Raw genomic sequence first — 21550 nt, 5'->3', positions numbered from 1 at the left:
TAGAATATGTCTCATTACGAAGCACCCATAAGGGAACCTTTAGTATTAGGTGATAAAAGTTATCACGATATTACCGAAGACATTGCAAAACCTATAGAAGGTAAGGCAAATAAGAATTGGTACATGGCATTTTATATTTCTTTAGCAGCAATGCTTTGGGGATTTGGATGTATCTTTTACACAGTTGGAACTGGTATTGGAGTTTGGGGATTAAGCAAGAACATTGGATGGGCTTGGGATATCACAAACTTTGTTTGGTGGGTAGGTATTGGTCACGCAGGAACATTAATTTCTGCAGTACTTTTATTATTCCGTCAAAAATGGAGAATGGCAATTAACCGTTCTGCAGAAGCCATGACAATTTTTGCCGTTTTTCAAGCAGGATTGTTTCCAATTATTCACATGGGACGTCCTTGGAATGGATATTGGGTATTACCAATACCTAACCAGTTTGGATCTTTGTGGGTAAACTTTAACTCACCTTTATTATGGGATGTATTTGCAATCTCTACTTATTTATCTGTGTCATTAGTATTCTGGTGGACAGGTTTATTACCAGATTTTGCAATGATTCGTGACAGAGCTGTAAAACCTTTCCAAAAGAAAATTTATGCATTATTAAGTTTTGGTTGGTCTGGTAGAGCTAAAGATTGGCAACGTTTTGAAGAAGTTTCTTTGGTACTTGCAGGTTTAGCAACTCCATTAGTACTTTCTGTACACACAATTGTATCTATGGACTTTGCTACATCTATCAATCCAGGATGGCACTCAACAATTTTTCCACCTTATTTCGTTGCTGGAGCAATCTTTTCAGGATTTGCAATGGTACAAACGTTATTAGGTATTATGAGAAAAGTGACTAACATGGAAGAGTATATTACACGTTTACACGTAGAATATATGAACATTGTAATCATCTTAACTGGTGGTATTGTAGCAGTAGCTTATGCAACTGAATTCTTTATTGCTTGGTATACAGGATCACCTTATGAAAATTACACCTACTTATCAGTTGGTGCTGCAACAGGTCCTTATGCTTGGGCATTCTATTCGTTATTATTCTTTAATATTTTAACGCCTCAGTTGTTATGGTTTAAGAAAATTAGAAGAAGTTTTATATGGTCATTCATCATTTCAATATTTATTAATATTGGTATGTGGTTTGAGCGCTTTGATATTATTGCAATTGTATTAAGTAAAGGTCACTTACCATCAACATGGTGGCGTTTTGAACCTACATTTGTAGATGTTGGTATCTTTATAGGAACAATAGGATTCTTTTTCGTATTATTCTTATTATACGCAAGAACTTTCCCTGTTATTGCACAAGCGGAAGTGAAAACAATATTAAAATCTTCTGGTGAATTTTACAAGAAGAGAAGAGAACAAGGTATACCAACTAAACCAGCTATTAATGTAGTTGCAACAGAAGGTACATCAGATAAAAAAGATAAAGAATAATTATGGAATCATCAAAAGTTATTCACGCATTTTATAACGATGACGAAATTGTATTAGATGCAGTTAAGGCTGTTAAAGCAGAAGGTCATCACATAGAAGAAGTATTTTGTCCATTTCCAGTTCATGGATTAGATAAAGCCATGGGATTAGCACCAACACGATTAGCAATTACTGCATTTATGTATGGAATTACAGGTTTGTCTGTTGCTATTTGGATGACGAATTATATGATGATTCAAGATTGGCCACAAGATATTGGTGGTAAACCAAGTTTTTCTTGGTTCGATAATATGCCAGCATTTGTGCCAATTATGTTTGAATTAACTGTATTTTTTGCAGCCCATTTAATGGTTATTACGTTTTACATGAGAAGTAGAATTTGGCCGTTTAAAGAAGCAGAAAATCCAGACCCAAGAACTACAGATGATCATTTTTTAATGGAAATTCCTGTTCATGGTGATGTTAAAGAGTTAACATCATTATTAACAAAGACAGGCGCTGTAGAAATTAATGTAGTAGACAAGCACTAATATATAGATAATGAAGAATTTTAAATTAATTATTGCTTTAGTAGTTTTTGCAAGTATCATTTCTTGTAATAACAAAAGAACACCTCAGGTTCAATATATGCCAGATATGTATGAGTCTGTACCTTACAATCCTAATGCGGAAAGTGGTATTGAGCCAGGTACTCGTGCCAATATTAAACCAGTTGCTGGTACAATTCCAAGAGGAGGTCATCCAGCTTACGATATTCCTGATACTAATGATGGTTATGAATTGGCTAAAGCCACTTTAAAAAATCCTTTAGAAGTATCTGAACAGAATTTAGAGAATGGAAAAAAAATGTACGACATTTATTGTATTTCTTGTCACGGTAAAAAAGGAGCAGGAAATGGATATCTAGTTGAAGCTGAAAAATTCTTAGGAATACCTAATTATAAAGATAGAGATTTAACAGAAGGAAGTATTTACCACGTATTAATGCATGGAAAAAACTTAATGGGCTCTCATTCATCTCAATTAACTTACAAAGAACGTTGGCAAGTAGTACAGTATGTACAACAATTACGTGTTGACTTATTAAAATAATTACAAAAAGATAGAATACTAAAGATATGTATCAATTCTCAGGTAAATTAAAAATGTTCTCTTTCGCACTTATTTTGATAGGTGCATTAGGAATTGCTTACGGCTTTTTATCAGCACCAAAAACTGTAGAAGAAGCAAAAGAAATAATGGCTCATCAAGCGTCTCATGGAGATGCTCATGGTGCTTCTCATGATGATGTAAAATCCAATGACCACCATAAGGGAGCCGTTAAAGATACACACGCACAAGAAGGAAATGAACATCATAATTCTGACGAACATCATGCAGATACTGAAGATGCTCATGGAGATCATCATGGAGATGAACATGCAGAACATGTTTTCCATCAAATGCAAAATAGACCTTGGTCTGCTGTGTATGTCGCTTTATTTTTCTTCTTAGGAATATCTTTATTAGTATTGGCATTTTATGCAGCTCAAAGAGTAGCACAATCAGGTTGGTCAATTGTTTTATTTAGAGTAATGGAAGCAATTACAGCAAACTTAGTACCAACCTCTATTATTATGTTATTGGTTGTTGTTGCGGCTGTAATGCATTGGAACCATATGTTCCCATGGATGGCAGAAGGAGTTTTTACACCAGGTCATGAAAATTATGATCCAATTGTAGATGGTAAATCATGGTGGATAAATGTACCAGGTTGGGCTATAAGAAGTGTTATTTATTTGATACTTTGGAATGCCTATAGATGGTTGATTAGAAAAAATTCAATAAAAGAAGACACTGCTAATGACGGTGGAAAAATGTTTAAATTCAACTATAATACTTCAGTAGTTTTTATTTTTATATTTATGATTACTGAATCTATGATGTCTTGGGATTGGATAATGGGAATTGACCCACACTGGTTTTCAACATTATTTGGTTGGTATGTTTTAGCAAGTTTATTAGTTAGTGCTTTAACTGTTATAGCATTTGTAACAATTTATTTGCGTTCTAAAGGAGTTTTACCATCTGTAAACGATAGTCATATTCACGATTTAGCTAAATTCATGTTCGGTTTTTCAGTATTCTGGACATACTTATGGTTTGCTCAGTTCATGTTAATATGGTATGCTGATATTCCTGAAGAAACAACATATTTCGTAGCAAGGTTTAACGAATACAAACTACCTTTTTTAGCTATGGTAGTAATGAATTTTGCTTTTCCAGTATTATTGTTGTTAAATAGTGATTTCAAAAGTATTCCTTGGTTTGTTATCATAGGAGGTTTAGTAATTCTTGCAGGTCATTATATAGATATTTTTGTAATGGTAATGCCTGGAACTGTAGGTGCTCAATGGGGATTTGGAATTCCTGAATTAGGAGGTTTGTTGTTCTTCATAGGAATTTTTATATATGCAACATTCAGCTCATTTGCAAAAGCTAATCCAATTCCTAAAGGAAATCCATACTTAGAAGAAAGCGAACATTTCCATTATTACAATATCGAACACAGAGGTGAATCATCAGGTCATCATTAATAAATAATTGAATTAAATAATTAAGACGAGATAAATATGCTAGCTCTATTTTATATTTTTATAGGTGTTGCAATCGGTGTAAGTTTTTGGCAAGTAACTAGAATTCTAAATTTTAGAGGTTCTATTGCCACAGACAAAGACAACAAAAAACAAGGTAAAAATGCCCTACTCTTTTTGGTTTTTTTATACATAATGATGGTATATTGCTTAATTGCAATGAATGTTATTATGTTACCAGAATCTGCATCTATTGAAGGTGAACATGATGATAACCTTTTTAACATCACTTTTTGGTTAATTGGTGTTGTTCAATTTATCATGCAATTTTTGATTTTCTATTTTACATTTAAGTATAGAGGAAACAAAGAAAATAAAGCAAAATTTTATGCAGATAGTCATAAATTAGAGTTTATCTGGACAGTTACTCCAGCAATTGTTTTAGTACTTTTGATAGGTTACGGGTTATGGCAGTGGAATAACATTATGGATTTATCTGATGATGATGCTATTGTCATTGAAGTTTATTCTCAACAATTTAGATGGGATGCACGTTATGCTGGTGAAGATAACACGTTAGGTCTAGGTAATGTAAATTACATTAAAGGAATTAACACTATGGGAGTTGACATGACTGATAGAAACTCTCAAGATGATAAGCAAGTTACAGAATTGTACTTACCAAAAGGTAGGAAAATACATTTTAAATTCCGTTCTCAAGATGTATTGCACTCTGCATATATGCCTCACTTTAGAGCACAGATGAATTGCGTTCCAGGTATGGTAACTGAGTTTGGCTTTACACCAAAGTATACTACTGAAGAAATGAGACAACAACCAGAAGTAATTGAAAAAACCATAGGAATTAATAAAATAAGAAAAGCCAAAGGAGAAGATCCTTATGTGTTTGATTATTTATTGCTTTGTAACAAAATCTGTGGAGCATCCCATTACAACATGCAAATGAAAATCACTGTTGTAGAACCAGATGAGTATGAAAAATGGATTGCAGAGCAACCAACATTAGCATCAGTTATTAAATAATAATTTTAAAGAAAAAACTACAAATAATATAAGATTATGTCAGAACATCATCATAAAGAAACATTTGTAACAAAATATATTTTTAGTCAAGATCATAAAATGATTTCTAAACAGTTTTTAATAACTGGTATGATTATGGGAATCATTGGAGTATTCATGTCAATGTTATTCCGTTTGCAATTGGCATGGCCAGAAAAGTCGTTTTCTATTATTGAAGCATTTTTAGGACCACACCAAACAGATGGAGTAATGAATCCTGATATGTATTTAGCATTAGTAACAATCCACGGAACCATCATGGTGTTTTTTGTACTAACAGCAGGGTTGAGTGGTACATTTTCTAACTTACTAATTCCTTTACAGATTGGGGCAAGAGATATGGCATCAGGTTTCTTGAACATGGTTTCTTATTGGTTGTTCTTCTTATCTTCAATAATAATGGTAATTTCATTATTTGTTGAGGCAGGACCAGCATCTGCAGGATGGACAATTTATCCACCCTTAAGTGCTTTACCACAAGCAATTCCTGGTTCAGGAGCAGGTATGACACTTTGGTTAGTTTCTATGGCTATCTTTATTGCTTCTTCTTTAATTGGTTCGTTAAACTATATCGTTACTATTTTCAATTTAAGAACAAAAGGAATGAAAATGACAAGATTGCCATTAACAATGTGGGCATTCTTTATTACAGCAATTATTGGTGTAATTTCATTTCCAGTATTATTATCAGCAGCATTATTATTAATATTTGATAGAAGTTTCGGAACTTCATTTTATCTATCAGATATATTTATTTCTGGTGAAGTATTACATTATCAAGGTGGGTCACCAGTATTATTTGAACACTTATTCTGGTTCTTAGGTCACCCAGAGGTATATATTATTTTATTACCAGCTTTAGGGATCACTTCAGAAGTAATCTCTACAAACTCAAGAAAACCAATTTTTGGTTATAGAGCAATGATTGGTTCTATTATGGCAATTGCATTTTTATCTACAATTGTTTGGGGTCACCACATGTTTATATCTGGTATGAATCCATTCTTAGGATCAGTATTTACATTCACAACATTATTAATTGCGATTCCTTCTGCGGTTAAAGCATTTAATTATGTAACCACACTTTGGAAAGGAAATCTACAATTAAATCCTGCAATGTTATTCTCTATCGGATTAGTTTCTACATTCGTAACAGGAGGTTTAACAGGATTGGTTTTAGGAGACTCTGCTTTAGATATTAATGTTCATGATACATACTTTGTTGTAGCACACTTTCACTTAGTAATGGGAGTTTCTGCTCTATTTGGAATGTTTGCTGGTATTTACCACTGGTTTCCTAAAATGTACGGTAAATTAATGAATAAAACCTTAGGATATTGGCACTTCTGGATTACAATTATTTGTGCATACGGTGTGTTTTGGCCAATGCACTTTATAGGTTTAGCAGGTTTACCAAGAAGATACTATACAAATACAAACTTTCCAATGTTTGATGATTTAGCCGATATTAACGTTGTAATTACCTTATTTGCGATTGCTGGAGGTCTTGCACAAATAATATTTATTGCTAACTTCTTTATCTCTATTTACAGAGGAGAAAAATCATCGCAAAACCCTTGGAAATCGAATACATTAGAATGGACAACTCCAGTAGAGCATATCCATGGAAACTGGCCAGGAAAAATTCCTGAAGTTCATAGATGGGCATACGACTACAGTAAAAAAGTTGATTCTAATGATGATGAAAGTGACTATCTACATGGAGATGATTTTGTGTTGCAAACAACACCTTTATTAGATGGCGAAGAACCATCATAAGTAAAAAAACTTATTAAAAAGACCTTTCCAATTTGGAAAGGTCTTTTAGTTTAAAAGAGTCATTTTGATTTGTTATATTAGCTTACTAACAAAATATCAAAAATGGCTCTTTTAGAAAAGATTCAATACAGTAAAAGTTTTTTGTACAAACTTTTTGATATTGAAGAAAAGAAACAAGTTTCTGTAATTGAAGAAGCAGAAGAAAAAATTCAGTTACCAGAAGAGTATCTGGAGCGTTTTACATTATATCCAATTCAAAATAAAGAATTTCTTAAAAATCGTGAAGAAGAGTTTAAAAGCTTAGAAAAAGCGTATGAGAATTGGAAAATTGTAAAGTCTCCACTCTTAGTAGTAGATGAACCAGGAGAAGGAGGAACCTCTTTATTACACGCTAGTACCTATATTTACCCTAATGCTAAAATTTTAGAAACCAATCAATCCATAGATTCATATAAAAAACTTATAGGTTTATTAACCAATGTTTTAAGAATATCAGAAGAATTTAAAAACCTAAAAGATTTAGAAAAGTTCATCAATGCATCTCTAGAAGATGAAGTAATTATTTTAGAGAATATAGAGAGATTGTTTATCAGAAGGATAAAAGGCTTTGATTTATTAGAAGATTTTTTGTTGTTTTTACACGCTACAAAAAATAAAATCTACTGGATTATATCTATCAATAAATACTCATTTTATTATTTAAATAGAGTTAAGTTTTTTGCTTCACATTTCCCATCAATCATCCATTTAGAACCCATTTCAAAAAAGCAATTAAAAGTAGAAATTTTAGATAGAAATCAAGGTTATCAAATGGTGTATTTAAAGCCTAATAAGATTTCTAAAAAGATTGAAAAACAATTAAAAAAAGCTTCTACAGAAGAAAGACAAAATATTTTAGAAGATCTATTCTTTAAAAACATGTCCGCTTTTGCAAAAGGAAACATCTCCAAGGCTATTTTATATGCAAGAAATTCAGCGTATAATGTTAAATTAAAAACTGTATTTATAAAACCAATTCACATCAAAAGAGTCGATGATTTATCATTAAATGAACTCTTTATTTTAGAAGCTATTTTTCAGCATAGATCATTGTCTATTAAAGAATTGAATATTGTTTTAAGAAATTCAGACAGACAAAGTAGGTTAAGTATAGAAAAGCTGTTAGAACGTGAGCTAATTAGACCAACATCAACCGTAAATGGTAAAACACAATATAGAGTCAATTTAATGTATTTAGATATTTTAAAAGATTTGTTAAGAGAACGATTAAATAGAAAATTTAGATAATATGAAAAAAATGATAAACTTATTGTTTTTCTTAGCATCCTTCTCTATTTTTTCTCAAGAAAAAACTGTAAACGATGTAAAAAATAATGTAGAAAATACCATTTCTAACGCAACAGAAGTTATTTCTATTACTAAAATTTTAACCATTGTAGTTGTAATTATCCTTACTTGGGGCTTAATGAAACTGTTAGATTGGTTTTTTAAAAACTTGGTAAAAAACTTTAACAGACACCGTTTAAAAATTTTAAGATTACAGCCAATTGTTAAGATTTTAGTGTGGACTTTGGCCATTTATACGCTAATTATTACCCTTTTTAATCCATCTGCAGAAGCCATTTATGCACTAATGGGATCATCTGCATTGGCATTAGGATTTGCGCTGCAAGATATTGTTAAAAATATTTTTGGTGGTTTACTCATCATTTTAGATAGACCTTTTCAAATTGGAGACAGAATTAATATCAAAGGAAATTATGGAGAAGTGGTTAATATTGGTTTACGAAATACCATTGTAAATACCTTGGATGATAATACAGTGACCATTCCTAATTCAGCAATTATTTCTGATAGTATATCTAATGCAAATTCTGGTGCTTTAGACTGTATGGTAGTTGTTAATTTATGGTTGCCTATTAATGTAGATGTTACACAGATTCGAAAAATTGTCGAAGAAGCTGCCATTACCTCAAGGTATTTAAACATAGATAAACCTGTAACTATTTTATTTTTCGATCACTTTGATGATCATGCAGCTACAAAAGTGTTGGTAAAAGCTTATGTGCTAGATGCGCGCTATGAAAAACTGTTTGAAGGCGATGTAACAGAAGCCTCTAAAAAAGCATTTATAGAAGTAGGAATATATAGCTAGATTCTATAATTTTCTGTAACAAAGAGTACACTTAATCTCATTCAAAATCTCTTATCTTTGTAGTTATGAACGAAAATCTAAATCCTGAAAACACCAATTTTTCATCAGAAGAATTAGATGTAGAAAGAAAACTAAGACCATTATCTTTTGATGATTTTACAGGACAAGACCAAGCTATAGAAAACTTAAAAGTTTTTGTTGAGGCTGCAAACCAAAGGGGAGAAGCTTTGGATCATACACTTTTCCATGGACCTCCTGGTTTAGGTAAGACAACCTTGGCACATATTTTGGCAAATGAATTGCAAGTTGGTATTAAAGTTACATCAGGACCTGTATTAGATAAACCAGGTGATTTAGCTGGTTTATTAACCAATTTAGACGAACGTGATGTGCTGTTTATTGATGAAATTCATCGATTAAGTCCAATTGTAGAAGAGTATCTCTACTCTGCAATGGAAGATTACAAAATTGATATTATGATTGAATCTGGTCCAAATGCCAGAACAGTTCAAATCAATTTAGAACCATTTACTTTAATTGGTGCAACTACACGTTCAGGATTACTAACAGCTCCTATGAGAGCAAGATTTGGTATCAGTAGTCGTTTGCATTATTACTCAACGGAATTGTTAACTACAATTATTCAAAGAAGTGCACATATTTTAAATGTACCAATTTCTATGGAAGCTGCCATTGAAATTGCAGGAAGAAGTAGAGGAACACCTAGAATTGCAAATGCATTGTTAAGAAGAGTTCGTGATTTTGCTCAAATAAAAGGAGATGGAACAATTACCATAGAGATTTCTAAATATGCGTTAAAAGCCTTAAATGTAGATGCCCATGGTTTAGATGAAATGGATAATAAAATTTTAGCAACTATCATCGATAAATTTAAAGGTGGACCAGTTGGTTTAGGAACCATAGCTACAGCAGTATCGGAAAATACAGAAACTATTGAAGAAGTTTACGAACCGTTTTTAATTCAACAAGGGTTTATTATGAGAACTCCAAGAGGAAGAGAAGTTACAGATTTGGCATACAAACATTTAGGAAGAATAAAAGGAAGAAATCAAGGAGAATTGTTTTAAAAACTATAAACATTAAAATTTAAGTGTAAAGCTATTGCTGAAAAATGAATATTAAAAAAATTATACCAATTTTAGAGTGGTTACCCAACTATAATACATCTTTGTTTAAAGGTGATTTAGTAGCAGGTATTACAGTTGGTATTATTTTAATTCCACAAGGAATTGCCTACGCACTAATTGCTGGTTTGCCACCAATTTATGGTTTGTATTGCGCTTTAGTTCCACAAATAATGTATGCTGTTTTTGGTTCATCAAGACAAGTAGCTATTGGTCCTGTTGCAATGGACTCTTTAATTGTAGCCACTGGAGTTTCTACTTTAGCTTTAGCAGGTTCAGACAGTTATATTGCCATTGCAATTATTTTAGCAATGATGGTAGGTACTATTCAATTTGTTATGGGGGTTTTTAGTTTAGGTTTCATTGTAAACTTTTTATCAAAACCTGTAATTACCGGTTTTACATCTGCAGTTGCATTAATTATTGGCGTCAATCAATTTCGGAACTTATTAGGTGTCGATTTTATTCAGAGTGATCAAATTCAGTATGTTTTAGAAGATATTTGGCTTCAAATTACAGATTTTAATTATCATACAACAGTTATTGGAATGATTTCTGTCATTGTAATTATCGTTTTTAGAAGAATCAATAAAAAGATTCCGAATGCACTAATTGTAGTAATTATCGGTATTGTAATCATGAAATATTTTGGAAAATCTTTTGGGGATGTAGATATCGTAAAAGATATTCCATCAGGTTTACCAACTTTTGGAATACCAGAATTTGATATTGATTTATTCAAAGAATTATTACCAATTGCGCTAACTTTAGTAATGGTTGGGTATTTAGAAACTATTTCTATTGGAAAATCGTTAGAAGCAAAACAAGATGAATATAGAATTAGACCTAACCAAGAATTAATTGCGTTAGGTTTGGCAAATATGGTGGGTTCTTTGTTTAAAGCTTATCCAAGCACATCAAGTTTTTCACGTTCTGCAATCAATCAAGAAAGTGGAGCAAAAACAGGAATGGCAGCTTTAGTTTCAGTGGTAATGGTTGTTTTTACACTGTTGTTTTTAACTCCGTTATTTTACCATTTGCCCAAATCAGTTTTAGCGGCCATTATTATTGTTGCTGTTTTTGGATTGGTGAATTTTAAAGAAGCTCGATTTTTATGGAAAGCAAATAAATTAGACTTCTGGTTAATGTTAGCCACTTTTATAGCCACTTTAATTTTTGGCATAGAATATGGAATAATTGTTGGTGTAGGTTTATCATTAATCGTTTTAATTTTTAGAACATCAAGGCCTTATGTGGCAGAGTTAGGGAAGGTACCCAACTCAAATTTTTACAGAAATAAAAGTCGTTTTGAAGAAGTAATTATAGAAAATGATATTCTAATTTTTAGATTTGACGCACAATTATTTTATGCCAATTCAGGATATTTTAGAGATAAGTTAGATGAAATGGCATCAAAAAAAGGAAATCAATTAAAACTCATTGTATTAGACGCAGAAAGTATCAATAGAGTAGATAGTACAGGTTTAGAAATTTTAAAAGAACGAATTAAATATTATAAAAAAAGAGGGGTTACCTTCTATTTTGCAGGTGTAAAAGGACCTGTAAGAGACGATTTATTTAAATGTGGTGTGTTATCTATTATAGATATCAATCACTTTTTTATGCGTGCCAATGACGCAGTAAAATTTTATAAAACAGGAGATAGAGAAGAACAAGAAAAGTATGCAAAATATATTCATCAAGCATACCATTAAGATGATAAATATCATTGATAATCATGTATTTTCAATGTTATTTTAACTCGTTAAATAAGTAAGAGATCATGATAATAGAACAAATTTACACAGGGTGTTTAGCACAAGGAGCGTATTACATAGAAAGTAATGGAGAAGTAGCAATTGTAGATCCATTAAGAGAAGTACAAGATTATATAGACAAGGCAGTAAAAGATAATGCTAAAATTAAATATATTTTTGAAACTCATTTTCATGCAGATTTTGTTAGCGGACATGTAACTTTAGCTGAAAAAACAGGAGCTAAAATAGTATACGGACCCTCAGCAAAAACAAATTTCGATGCCATTATAGCAGAAAATAATCAGGTTTTTAATGTTGGAGATATTACCATTACAGTATTACACACTCCAGGGCATACCATGGAAAGTTCATGTTTTCTTTTAAAAGATGAAAACGGAAAAGACCATGCTTTGTTTAGTGGAGACACTTTATTTTTAGGTGATGTTGGTCGTCCAGATTTAGCACAAAAAGGAGATATTACAGAAAAAGATTTAGCAGGTTTTTTATATGATAGTTTACGAAACAAAGTCATGACCTTAACAGATGATGTAATTGTATATCCAGCTCATGGAGCAGGATCTGCTTGCGGAAAAAATTTAAGTAAAGAAACTGTTGGTACAATTGGTGAGCAGAAGAAAACCAACTATGCGCTAAGAGCAGATATGACCAAAGAAGAATTTGTAAATGAAGTTACAGATGGTTTATTACCTCCACCAGCATATTTTCCTCTAAATGTAAAATTGAATAAAGAGGGATACAAAAATGTAGATGATGTTATTAAAAACAGTGCAAAACCCTTATCTGTTAACGATTTTGAAATTATTGCGAATGAAACAGGTGCTGTAATTTTAGATGTTCGTCATCAAACGGAATTTGTAAAAGGATTCATCCCTCAATCTATTTTTATCGGTATTGATGGAGGATTTGCACCTTGGGTGGGTGCTTTGATCAAAGACATTAAGCAACCTATTTTATTAGTGGCTCCTCAAGGAAAAGAAGAAGATACCATTACACGTTTGTCTAGAGTTGGATTTGATAATGTTTTAGGGTATTTAGGCGGAAGTTTTGAATCATGGAAAAAATCAGATAAAGAAATAGATACTCTAACCTCAGTATCAGCAGATATTTTAGAACAAAAAATTAAAGAGAAAAATCCTGTTTTTGACGTAAGAAAACCAGGAGAATATGCAAGCGAACATATTAAAGTAGCAGAAAGTACTCCATTAGATTTCTTAAATGATCATATTTCAGAATTTCCTAAAAAAGAAAATTTTTATGTGCATTGTGCAGGTGGATATCGTTCAGTAATTGCAGCTTCTATTTTAAAAGCGCGTGGATTTCATAATGTAATTGATGTTGCTGGTGGTTACGCAGCAATAAGAAATACTACTATTGAGAGAACAGATGCTGTTTGTCCATCAACATTAAAATAACTTTATGAAACATTTAATTTATTTATTTTTTTCAGGCTGTTTGTTTATAAATTGTACTAAAAAACAAGATATAAATACTATAACAACACAAGAATTAAAAGAGTTGCTCAGTAAAGATAAAATACAACTTCTAGATGTAAGAACTCCAATAGAAATAGAACAAGGAAGTATCGAGTCTGCACTTTTTGTAAATTATTTTGACACAGATTTTGCAATGAAAGCAACCAACAAGTTAGACAAAACAAAACCAGTGTATTTGTTTTGTAGAAGTGGAAATAGAAGTGGCAAAGCTGCTGTAATATTAAAAGAAAAAGGATTTATAGTGTATAATGTTTTAGGAGGTTATACAAAGTGGAAAACAGAAAACTAAATATGATGAAAACAAATATTAAAATAGAAAATTTAAAATGTGGTGGTTGTGCTGCAACTATAAAAAAAGGAATCTCTTCTATACAAGGTGTAGAAGATGTAGCAATTGATGTAGAAAATTCAATAGTTACTATTTCTTCAGAAACCTCAACTTTAGATGCTGTTAAGATAAAGTTGTCTAAATTAGGATACCCAGAAGTAGGAGATGAAAACACTCTAGTACACAAAGCAAAATCTTTTGTAAGTTGTGCTGTAGGAAGAATAGACGCTTAAAAAATGTTCAAAAAAGAGAGCATCTTTCTCTCTTTTTTTATTTTAGATTTTATGAAAAAAATAATTATTGCTATGCTCTTTGTGGCAAATTTTTGCTACTCACAAGAAAAAATACCGTTTGTAGATTATACTGAAATAACAGAAAAAGTTAAAAAAGAAAGCCAACCAGAAAAAATCTTAAAGATTATCAACAAAATCAATAAGAATGATTCTGCGTACTTTTCTCTATTAACATCAAAATCTTATTATTTATTACAATTAAAAAAGTACAAAGAAGCATTAGAAATTACAAATCAAGGAATTCAAGGGAATCATAACCATTCCAAAGCATTTTTCTATACCAATAAAGGTGTTGCGCTAACAAACTTAAAGAGAGATGATGAAGCATTAGAAAACTATAACGAGGGGATAAAGTTATATCCTAAAAACTATTTACTATGGTACAATAAAGGTTATCTTTTAGAAACAAAAGGGAAATTGAACGAAGCAATTAATGCATATAAAAAAGCAATAACCTATAATCCTACCTATAGAAATCCTCATTTACGAATTGGTAATATTTTTTACAAGCAAGAAAGGTTTGCACAAGCATTAATGTGCTTTAATATGTTTATTCTTCTAGAGCCAGATGCTGCTGGAGTTTTTGAAACTCTAAAATCTTTAAACAATGTTGTAAGAGTTAAGAACCCTAACAAAAGAAATCCTAAATTACAATTAGAAGATGCAGATGATAGTTTTGAGGAAATAGATTTAATCCTAACCAGCAAAATTGCTCTTAACACCAATTACAAAATTAAAAACCCTATAAAAGTTCCATTAACAAAACAAAATCATGCAATGATAACGCAGTTAAAAGATTTTAAAGGAAATGGAGGTTTTTGGGATAAAACCTATGTTTCGTTTTATCAATGGATAATTAAAAATAATAAGTTTGATGATTTCATTTATACTTTAACCTATGCTATAGAAAATCAAAAGTATAAAAAAGTAATTCAAAAAAAAACAGACAATATTATTGCATTTTTAGATGATTTAAAAACCAAATGGAAAAGCATAGTGGCAAAAAACACCATTCAGTTTAATGGTAAAGAGCAAGATGTTACTTTTCAATATAGTGATTCTTATGTTAATGCAATAGGAAAATTAGAAGATGAAAAACCAGTTGGTATATGGGAATTTTATAATGAGTCGGGTCAAAAATTTGCGAAAGGAAATTTTGATAAAAATGGAAAAAGAATTGGAAAATGGACTTGGCTTGATAATAAAAACAACATAAAAGAAACTGCAGAGTACAAAGAAGGATTGCTTAACGGAAAAAACTTTATGTTTTACAGCAATGGAAAAAAACATATAAATTCTATTTATAAAAATGACTCACTAAATGATTTATATGAGTACTTCAATAACAAAGGAGCATTAATTGAGAGAAAATATTTCAAGTCCGGACTCTTAGATGGTGATTATAAATCTTTTTTTAAAGTTGGAGAACAGTTAATTGAGTTTGAAATACCATATAAGAAAGGAGAAATTGATGGTGATGTTTTCGAATATTATGCCAACGGAAATCTCTATGCAAAATCAACTTATATATCAGGGAAAAAAGAAGGTCTTGAAACCGTATATCACTATAATAAGTCCATATCATCAGAAATAGAGTATGTTAATGGAGAAGTACATGGAAGCTTTAAACAGTATCATTCAAATGGTAAACCAAGTGAAATTGGCCAGAGTTTAGAGGGATCTTATGAAGGAGATTGGAAAATGTATTATACTAACGGAAAACTTCAAGCAGAATACTCTTACAAAAAAGGTAAGTTAGATGATTTGTATAGATACTTCGATACAGATGGGAAATTATTCTATGAATATGTGTACAAAAGAGGAGAAATTGTAGCGTATAAATTTTATAATAAAAATGGCTCTATTTTAAAAGAAGGTAAAAAGAAAGGTGGTGAGTTTTATTATCAAGGCTTTTCTCCCAAAGGAAATAAAACCGCAGAAGGTTTATACGATATCTCAGGAGGAAAAGTTGGAGAATGGAAATTTTACTCCAATAATGGAGTATTAATAAATAAAGGAAACTATAAAGAAAATAACATTATTGGAGAGCATTTTTCCTACTATAAAAACGGAAATATAGAATACAAAACTCAATACAAAGACGGAGTAGCAGAAGGGTATTATGTAGCGTATCATCCCAATAAACAAATGAGTACTCAAGGTTGGTATAAAGAAGATAATCAGCATGGAGAGTGGAGGTATTACTATTTAGACGGAACACTTAAAGCAATTAATTTCTTTCATAAAGGACAGCTTAATGGGCAACAAAAAAATTATGGTGTAGATGGTAAATTAGAATCTTTATACTTATATAAATTTGGAGATTTAATTTTAGAAACCATTTATCAAAAAGATGAAAAAGTATTTGAGAAAATAAAATATACCTCACAAAAAAATGAATACATTGTTACATCTAAACATTTTAATACAAAAATAAACACTAAAATTTCTTATGTAAATGGTGTAAAACACGGTAAATACCAAGTTTTCTATTTTAATGGGAATAAAAAAATAACGGGAAATTATCTAAATGGTGAACAGCACGGACTTTGGACCTGGTATTATGAAAATGGAAAAGTAGAAAGTACATCAACCTATAATAGTGGAAAAACCCAAGGAAAAACTATTAACTATTACAAGGATGGGATAATTGAAGGAGAGTTTACTTATGAAAATGACTTACAAGTAGGAAAAAGTGTAAGGTATTATGAAAATGGTATCAAAGAAACTGAAACAGAATACAATCAAGGTAAAAACCATGGACGTAAAGAATTTTATGACATTTCTGGAAAATTACAGTTGGTTCGTTTTTATAACCATGGAGAATTAATAGGGTATAGCTATTTAGATAAAAATGGAACAGAAATTGCTATGTTACCTTTAAATAGAGAAAGTGGTAAAATTGAGAGTTTTTTTGATAATGGAAAGCCGTCTAAAACCATGGAGTTTAAATACGGAGATTTGGTAAATCAATACAAATCGTATTTTTATAATGGTAATTTACAAGAAGAAATGAATTATGTAAACGGCAATTATCATGGGGCTAAAAAAGAATATTTCGAAGACGGTACCCTAAAGAGAGAGGTCACATATTATCATGGAGAAAAACAAGGAAAAGAAGTTTTTTATTATAAAAATGGTAATAGAAAGGAAGAAATTATGTTTTCGAATAATTTAAAACATGGAATATCATATTTTTACAATGAAGAAGGAAAACTAATTAAGAAAAAGGAGTATTTTAATGGAGATGTATACAACACAGAAAATTTATAGATATAGTTTAATTGCCATTTTTTTATTAGTAATTACAAGCTTGAATGCTCAGTATTCTCCTGAGTTTTTAAAGTACAATAAATTATACCCAGAAGCATCAAGAGTAAGATTGTATCAAGAAACAATTATCACTATAGAAGCTAATAAAGATGGGTTAGAAATTAACCAAAAGTTTATAGAAGAAGATTTGTATTTGAACGAATCTGCAACCTATAATTCTAAAACTAGATTGAATTTCTCTGCATTTTTTGAGTTGGATAAAATTTCAGCAGAATCACTTTCCTATAATGGTGAAAAATATGAATCAACAGCGGTCGAAAAGTATACAGAAAAAGATGAACTCAATGATTCTTTTTATGACGATTCAAAATCGTTAAACTTTGTATACCCTAATCTTCAAAAAGGTTCAAAATCTAAGTTAGAATATTCTCAAAATATTAAAAACCCTAGATTTTTAAGTCCTTTTTATTTTGGTGATTATTTTCCTGTCTTAAAAAATAAAGTAACCATAATTGCCGATAAAGGTGTGAATTTAGAGTTCAGAAAATTTAACATTTCTGATGATAAAATTCAGTTTTCACAAGACAAAAAACGAGGTAAAATTATTTATTCTTGGGAGTTAAATAATCAAGAAGAATATGATTTTGAAGCAAACACACCAAGTTTTAAAACTTTTTTACCTCACATTGTTCCAATCATCACTTCATATAAAATAAAAAGAAAGGAAGTAAAGTTATTGGGTAAAGTTTCCAATTTGTATGATTGGTATTATTCTTTAGTAGAAAATGTAAATACAGAACCTGCAAGTCCAGAATTAATTGCTTTAACCAACAAAATTACTGCAGATAAAAAAACGGATTTAGAAAAAGTAAAAGCTATATATTATTGGACCCAACAAAACATAAAATATATTGCGTTTGAATATGCTTTGGGCGGATTTATTCCAAGAGAATCAAATGAAGTTTTTAGAAAAAAATATGGAGATTGTAAAGATAATTCGAGCATTTTGTATAGAATGTTAGAAATTGCGGGAGTTAAAGGAAATTTAACTTGGATTGGTACCAGAAAAATACCTTATACTTATGAGGAAGTTCCAACTCCGGTTGTAGACAATCACATGATTCTTACTTACGAAGATAAAAACGGAAGAACGTATTATTTAGATGCTACTGGGCGGTATATAAAATTCGGAATTCCAACTTCTTTTATTCAAGGAAAAGAAGCTTTGGTTTCTTATGGTAAAGACTTTAAGATTAAAAAAGTACCTGTTGTTGATGCGAAAGTAAATTCGATTATAGATAATACCCTTATTAAAATTAAAAGTGGGAGTGTTATTGGTAAATCAACAACAGCTATTGATGGCTATCCAAAAATTGATTTGTTTCATGATTTAGAAAACGAAAACACAAAAATCAAACTACAAGAATTGTACAATGCAAAATTAAACAAAGGAAACAATAAGTTTTTAATTGGTAATTTTAAAGAAATCAATAAGTATGATTATGATAAAGATTTTATAGTTGATTACGATTTTGAAATTAAAAATTACTCAAAAAAATTAGGAAATGAAATCTACATCAACCTAAATCTAAACAAAGATTTATCCTATTTTAAAACGGATAAGAAACGTGAATATGCAATTGAATACGATTACAAAAGATACCATAAATACACTACTACATTAGAAATTCCTGAAGGTTATAAAGTAGATTATGTGCCAGAAAATGTGTCTGTTTCTAATGAGTTTTTAGAAAGTAACATCACCTATAAAAAAGAAGAAAATAAAGTAATTTACACCCATGAAATCATTCTAAATTTCTTGATCTTGAGTGTAGAAGAACAAAAAGAAGTAAACAAGTTGATTAAAAAAATAGAACGTAACTATAAAGAAATTGTAGTCTTAATTAAAGAGTAAACACACATGAACATCAAAAATAGAATACTAATTGCCCTATTGTTTATATCACAATTTGCAATTTCTCAAGAATTATTTTTTAAGAGTTATGATTGGGAAGCAGCTCCAAATTATAAAGTAAAAGAAGGAACAACAGAAGATTTAATTGCTTTAAAAGAAAAAACAGTAACAGAATTTGCTTTCGAACAACGCAATTTAGTAGAGTATTTCTTAGAACACAAAATTTTATGGTTAAACTCAGATGATGCTATAGAAGAATATAACAAAATTTATTTGCCTTTTTCATCGAGAGCAGAACTGCAAGTAAACAAAGCTAGAGTAATTACCACAGAAGGAAAATTAGTAAATCTAGATAAGTCTAAAATACTTACGGCTAAAGATGAAGAATCAGGTAGAACTTATAAATATTTTGCTTTAGAAGGAATCACAAAAGGAAGTTTTATTGAGTATATGTATGTGGTAAAAAGACCACCATCCTATACAGGGAAAAGAGTTAATTTACAAGCTGCATTTAACAAAAATACAATAGAGTTTGATCTATTCTCACCAAGTAATTTAGTGTTTGCTTTTAAAAGTTTTAATGGTTTATCTGAAGTTCAAAAAGATACGGTAACTTCAGATAAATTACATTGGAAACTTCATGTGACAAACATGGAAAAATTAGAAAGCGAATACCAAGCAGCCTATGAAGCTTCAAAAAAATTCTTGGTATATAAATTAGATGGAAATACAGCAACAAATGCCACAGGAATTATTGCTTACAATACTATTGCACAAAATTTATATGGTTCTTATTACCCAGAATATTCAAAAAAGACCCAAACTTTAATCAATGACTTTATAAAAGAGTTAAAATTAGCAGAAGACGCAGATGAAGAAGCGATAATAAGACAGGTTGATTTTTACATTAAAACTAACGTATATAGTCAAGATGTTTACAATGCAGAATTACAAGATTTAGAACAAATATTAACAAACAAAGTAGCAAATGAAACAGGAATTATTAAACTATACATTGCTGTTTTAAGAACACTTAACATTAAACATGAGTTAGTTTTAACCAGTGATAGAAAGAAAATAAAGTTCGATACAGATTTTGAAGCAACTAATTTTTTAACTGATTTCTTACTATATTTTACATCATCTCAAAAATACTTATCACCAAATGCTTCTGGCACAAGATATGGTTTTCCAATGCCTTATTTGATGGATAATTATGGTTTGTTTATCAAAGAAGTAGTAATTGGTGATTATAAATCTGCAGTGAGTAAAATTAAATACATCAAACCTGTAGAAGTTAAAAATACAGTAGATACCATGAATATAACTGTAGATTTTAACAAAGAGAATTTAAATGAAAACAATGTTCATTTTGATAGATCTTTTAATGGCTATTATGCCATGAACATTCAGCCATTTATGCACTTAATTCAAGGTGAAAAAAGAGATGAGTTGATAGATGATTTTATCGAAAACATCACCAAAGATTTAGAGATTAAAGAAAGAAAATTAGTAAATGGAGAATCTGAATTGTTTGGTGTAAAACCATTGCAATTTATAGTAGATTTTACGACAGAGGCTTTTGTAGAAAAAGCAGGAAGAAAGTACTTATTTAAATTAGGCGATTTGATTGGTCCACAAGTACAATTGTATCAAGAAAAAGAAAGAGTATTACCTCTAGAAGAACAGTTTCATAGAAGTTATTACAGAACCTTAACCATTAACATTCCAGAAGGCTATAAAATTACCAATTTAGATGATATTAATATAGACAATTCGTTTGCTAAAGATGGTAAAGAGTTGTTCTCTTTTAAATCGTATTACAAATTAGAAGGAAACAAACTTATTGTAACTGCAGATGAACATTACAGAGAAAATATTATAGAAGTTCCTGTATATGAAGAATACAGAACCGTAATTAATAGTGCTGCCGATTTTAATAAAATTGTGTTGTTGTTAGAACCAAAATAGGTCATCTTATAAAAAGTAAAAAGGGAGCATATTGCTAGTCATGGTCGGAAGATTTTTCTTCCGACTTTTTTGTTTTATAAATTACTATTTAAGAAACTAAAAATCAACTATTTAGCTTGTTTATTTGATAATATTTACGTATCTTTTTATCTGATAATCAGCTATTTATGTCAGTTTTTAAAGATCATAAAATTTCAGTAAATCAATTATTGAGAGTTATACCAGAAGCTCTTTTATCCAACTTATCAGTAACTACTAAAGTAGATTATTATGCCAAAGTACTTCATGGTAAAAAGATGTTCT

Annotated in this window: 16 protein-coding genes; all 16 read left to right on the top strand. The window is 30.4% G+C overall.

Annotated features, from left to right (window positions below; genetic code table 11):
- Window positions 1-6: 6 nt before the first annotated feature.
- Window positions 7-1461, top strand: a complete 1455-nt coding sequence (gene nrfD, locus FP421_RS07420) for an NrfD/PsrC family molybdoenzyme membrane anchor subunit (protein WP_159949173.1) — start codon at window positions 7-9, stop codon at window positions 1459-1461.
- Between the two features lie 2 nt (window positions 1462-1463).
- A complete protein-coding gene (locus FP421_RS07415; protein ID WP_159949171.1) occupies window positions 1464-1991 on the top strand; it encodes a DUF3341 domain-containing protein in 528 nt (175 codons plus the stop codon).
- A 10-nt stretch (window positions 1992-2001) separates the two neighbouring features.
- Window positions 2002-2553 (top strand): c-type cytochrome, encoded by a 552-nt coding sequence (locus FP421_RS07410; RefSeq protein ID WP_201288811.1) that lies wholly within the window; start codon window positions 2002-2004, stop codon window positions 2551-2553.
- 26 nt (window positions 2554-2579) lie between these two features.
- Window positions 2580-4037 carry a quinol:cytochrome C oxidoreductase gene (locus tag FP421_RS07405; RefSeq protein WP_159949169.1) on the top strand — a complete coding sequence of 486 codons (1458 nt, stop codon included), beginning with the start codon at window positions 2580-2582 and terminating at the stop codon, window positions 4035-4037.
- 36 nt (window positions 4038-4073) lie between these two features.
- Window positions 4074-5078 carry a cytochrome c oxidase subunit II gene (locus FP421_RS07400; protein WP_159949167.1) on the top strand — a complete coding sequence of 335 codons (1005 nt, stop codon included), beginning with the start codon at window positions 4074-4076 and terminating at the stop codon, window positions 5076-5078.
- A gap of 36 nt (window positions 5079-5114) precedes the next feature.
- Window positions 5115-6896: a cytochrome c oxidase subunit I gene (locus FP421_RS07395; RefSeq protein WP_159949165.1), complete on the top strand. Its 1782-nt coding sequence runs from the start codon at window positions 5115-5117 to the stop codon at window positions 6894-6896.
- Between the two features lie 102 nt (window positions 6897-6998).
- On the top strand, window positions 6999-8183 hold the full coding sequence (locus FP421_RS07390; protein ID WP_159949163.1) for a hypothetical protein: 1185 nt from the start codon (window positions 6999-7001) through the stop codon (window positions 8181-8183).
- Between the two features lies 1 nt (window position 8184).
- On the top strand, window positions 8185-9051 hold the full coding sequence (locus FP421_RS07385) for a mechanosensitive ion channel family protein (protein ID WP_159949161.1): 867 nt from the start codon (window positions 8185-8187) through the stop codon (window positions 9049-9051).
- 65 nt (window positions 9052-9116) lie between these two features.
- Complete coding sequence (gene ruvB, locus FP421_RS07380; RefSeq protein WP_159949159.1) at window positions 9117-10139, top strand: Holliday junction branch migration DNA helicase RuvB; 1023 nt, start codon at window positions 9117-9119, stop codon at window positions 10137-10139.
- A gap of 44 nt (window positions 10140-10183) precedes the next feature.
- The gene (locus FP421_RS07375) at window positions 10184-11911 is read left to right on the top strand and encodes a SulP family inorganic anion transporter (RefSeq protein ID WP_159949157.1); all 1728 of its coding nucleotides are present in this window, start codon (window positions 10184-10186) and stop codon (window positions 11909-11911) included.
- 68 nt (window positions 11912-11979) lie between these two features.
- Window positions 11980-13386: an MBL fold metallo-hydrolase gene (locus FP421_RS07370; RefSeq protein WP_159949155.1), complete on the top strand. Its 1407-nt coding sequence runs from the start codon at window positions 11980-11982 to the stop codon at window positions 13384-13386.
- 4 nt (window positions 13387-13390) lie between these two features.
- On the top strand, window positions 13391-13756 hold the full coding sequence (locus FP421_RS07365; RefSeq protein ID WP_159949153.1) for a rhodanese-like domain-containing protein: 366 nt from the start codon (window positions 13391-13393) through the stop codon (window positions 13754-13756).
- A gap of 2 nt (window positions 13757-13758) precedes the next feature.
- Window positions 13759-14028 carry a heavy-metal-associated domain-containing protein gene (locus FP421_RS07360; protein WP_236548071.1) on the top strand — a complete coding sequence of 90 codons (270 nt, stop codon included), beginning with the start codon at window positions 13759-13761 and terminating at the stop codon, window positions 14026-14028.
- A 51-nt stretch (window positions 14029-14079) separates the two neighbouring features.
- Window positions 14080-17361, top strand: coding sequence for a tetratricopeptide repeat protein (locus tag FP421_RS07355; protein WP_159949151.1), 3282 nt, complete (start codon window positions 14080-14082; stop codon window positions 17359-17361).
- Window positions 17330-19276, top strand: coding sequence for a DUF3857 domain-containing protein (locus FP421_RS07350; RefSeq protein ID WP_159949149.1), 1947 nt, complete (start codon window positions 17330-17332; stop codon window positions 19274-19276). Before FP421_RS07355 ends, FP421_RS07350 begins: the two co-directional genes overlap by 32 nt.
- A gap of 6 nt (window positions 19277-19282) precedes the next feature.
- Window positions 19283-21247 carry a DUF3857 domain-containing protein gene (locus FP421_RS07345; protein ID WP_236548070.1) on the top strand — a complete coding sequence of 655 codons (1965 nt, stop codon included), beginning with the start codon at window positions 19283-19285 and terminating at the stop codon, window positions 21245-21247.
- Window positions 21248-21550 lie beyond the last annotated feature (303 nt).

The sequence above is a fragment of the Polaribacter septentrionalilitoris genome (genome assembly GCF_009832745.1).
GTDB classification, from domain to species: domain Bacteria; phylum Bacteroidota; class Bacteroidia; order Flavobacteriales; family Flavobacteriaceae; genus Polaribacter; species Polaribacter septentrionalilitoris.
Note: the sequence above shows the minus strand (reverse complement) of the source record. Positions and strands in the feature narration are given on the sequence as shown.

Excerpts from the sequence above, each read along its gene's own strand:
- nrfD (WP_159949173.1), top strand. The coding sequence starts at position 7 with ATGTCTCATTACGAAGCACCCATAAGGGAACCTTTAGTATTAGGTGAT.
- FP421_RS07415 (WP_159949171.1), top strand. The coding sequence starts at position 1,464 with ATGGAATCATCAAAAGTTATTCACGCATTTTATAACGATGACGAAATT.
- FP421_RS07410 (WP_201288811.1), top strand. The coding sequence starts at position 2,002 with ATGAAGAATTTTAAATTAATTATTGCTTTAGTAGTTTTTGCAAGTATC.
- FP421_RS07405 (WP_159949169.1), top strand. The coding sequence starts at position 2,580 with ATGTATCAATTCTCAGGTAAATTAAAAATGTTCTCTTTCGCACTTATT.
- FP421_RS07400 (WP_159949167.1), top strand. The coding sequence starts at position 4,074 with ATGCTAGCTCTATTTTATATTTTTATAGGTGTTGCAATCGGTGTAAGT.
- FP421_RS07395 (WP_159949165.1), top strand. The coding sequence starts at position 5,115 with ATGTCAGAACATCATCATAAAGAAACATTTGTAACAAAATATATTTTT.
- FP421_RS07390 (WP_159949163.1), top strand. The coding sequence starts at position 6,999 with ATGGCTCTTTTAGAAAAGATTCAATACAGTAAAAGTTTTTTGTACAAA.
- FP421_RS07385 (WP_159949161.1), top strand. The coding sequence starts at position 8,185 with ATGAAAAAAATGATAAACTTATTGTTTTTCTTAGCATCCTTCTCTATT.
- ruvB (WP_159949159.1), top strand. The coding sequence starts at position 9,117 with ATGAACGAAAATCTAAATCCTGAAAACACCAATTTTTCATCAGAAGAA.
- FP421_RS07375 (WP_159949157.1), top strand. The coding sequence starts at position 10,184 with ATGAATATTAAAAAAATTATACCAATTTTAGAGTGGTTACCCAACTAT.
- FP421_RS07370 (WP_159949155.1), top strand. The coding sequence starts at position 11,980 with ATGATAATAGAACAAATTTACACAGGGTGTTTAGCACAAGGAGCGTAT.
- FP421_RS07365 (WP_159949153.1), top strand. The coding sequence starts at position 13,391 with ATGAAACATTTAATTTATTTATTTTTTTCAGGCTGTTTGTTTATAAAT.
- FP421_RS07360 (WP_236548071.1), top strand. The coding sequence starts at position 13,759 with ATGATGAAAACAAATATTAAAATAGAAAATTTAAAATGTGGTGGTTGT.
- FP421_RS07355 (WP_159949151.1), top strand. The coding sequence starts at position 14,080 with ATGAAAAAAATAATTATTGCTATGCTCTTTGTGGCAAATTTTTGCTAC.
- FP421_RS07350 (WP_159949149.1), top strand. The coding sequence starts at position 17,330 with ATGGAGATGTATACAACACAGAAAATTTATAGATATAGTTTAATTGCC.
- FP421_RS07345 (WP_236548070.1), top strand. The coding sequence starts at position 19,283 with ATGAACATCAAAAATAGAATACTAATTGCCCTATTGTTTATATCACAA.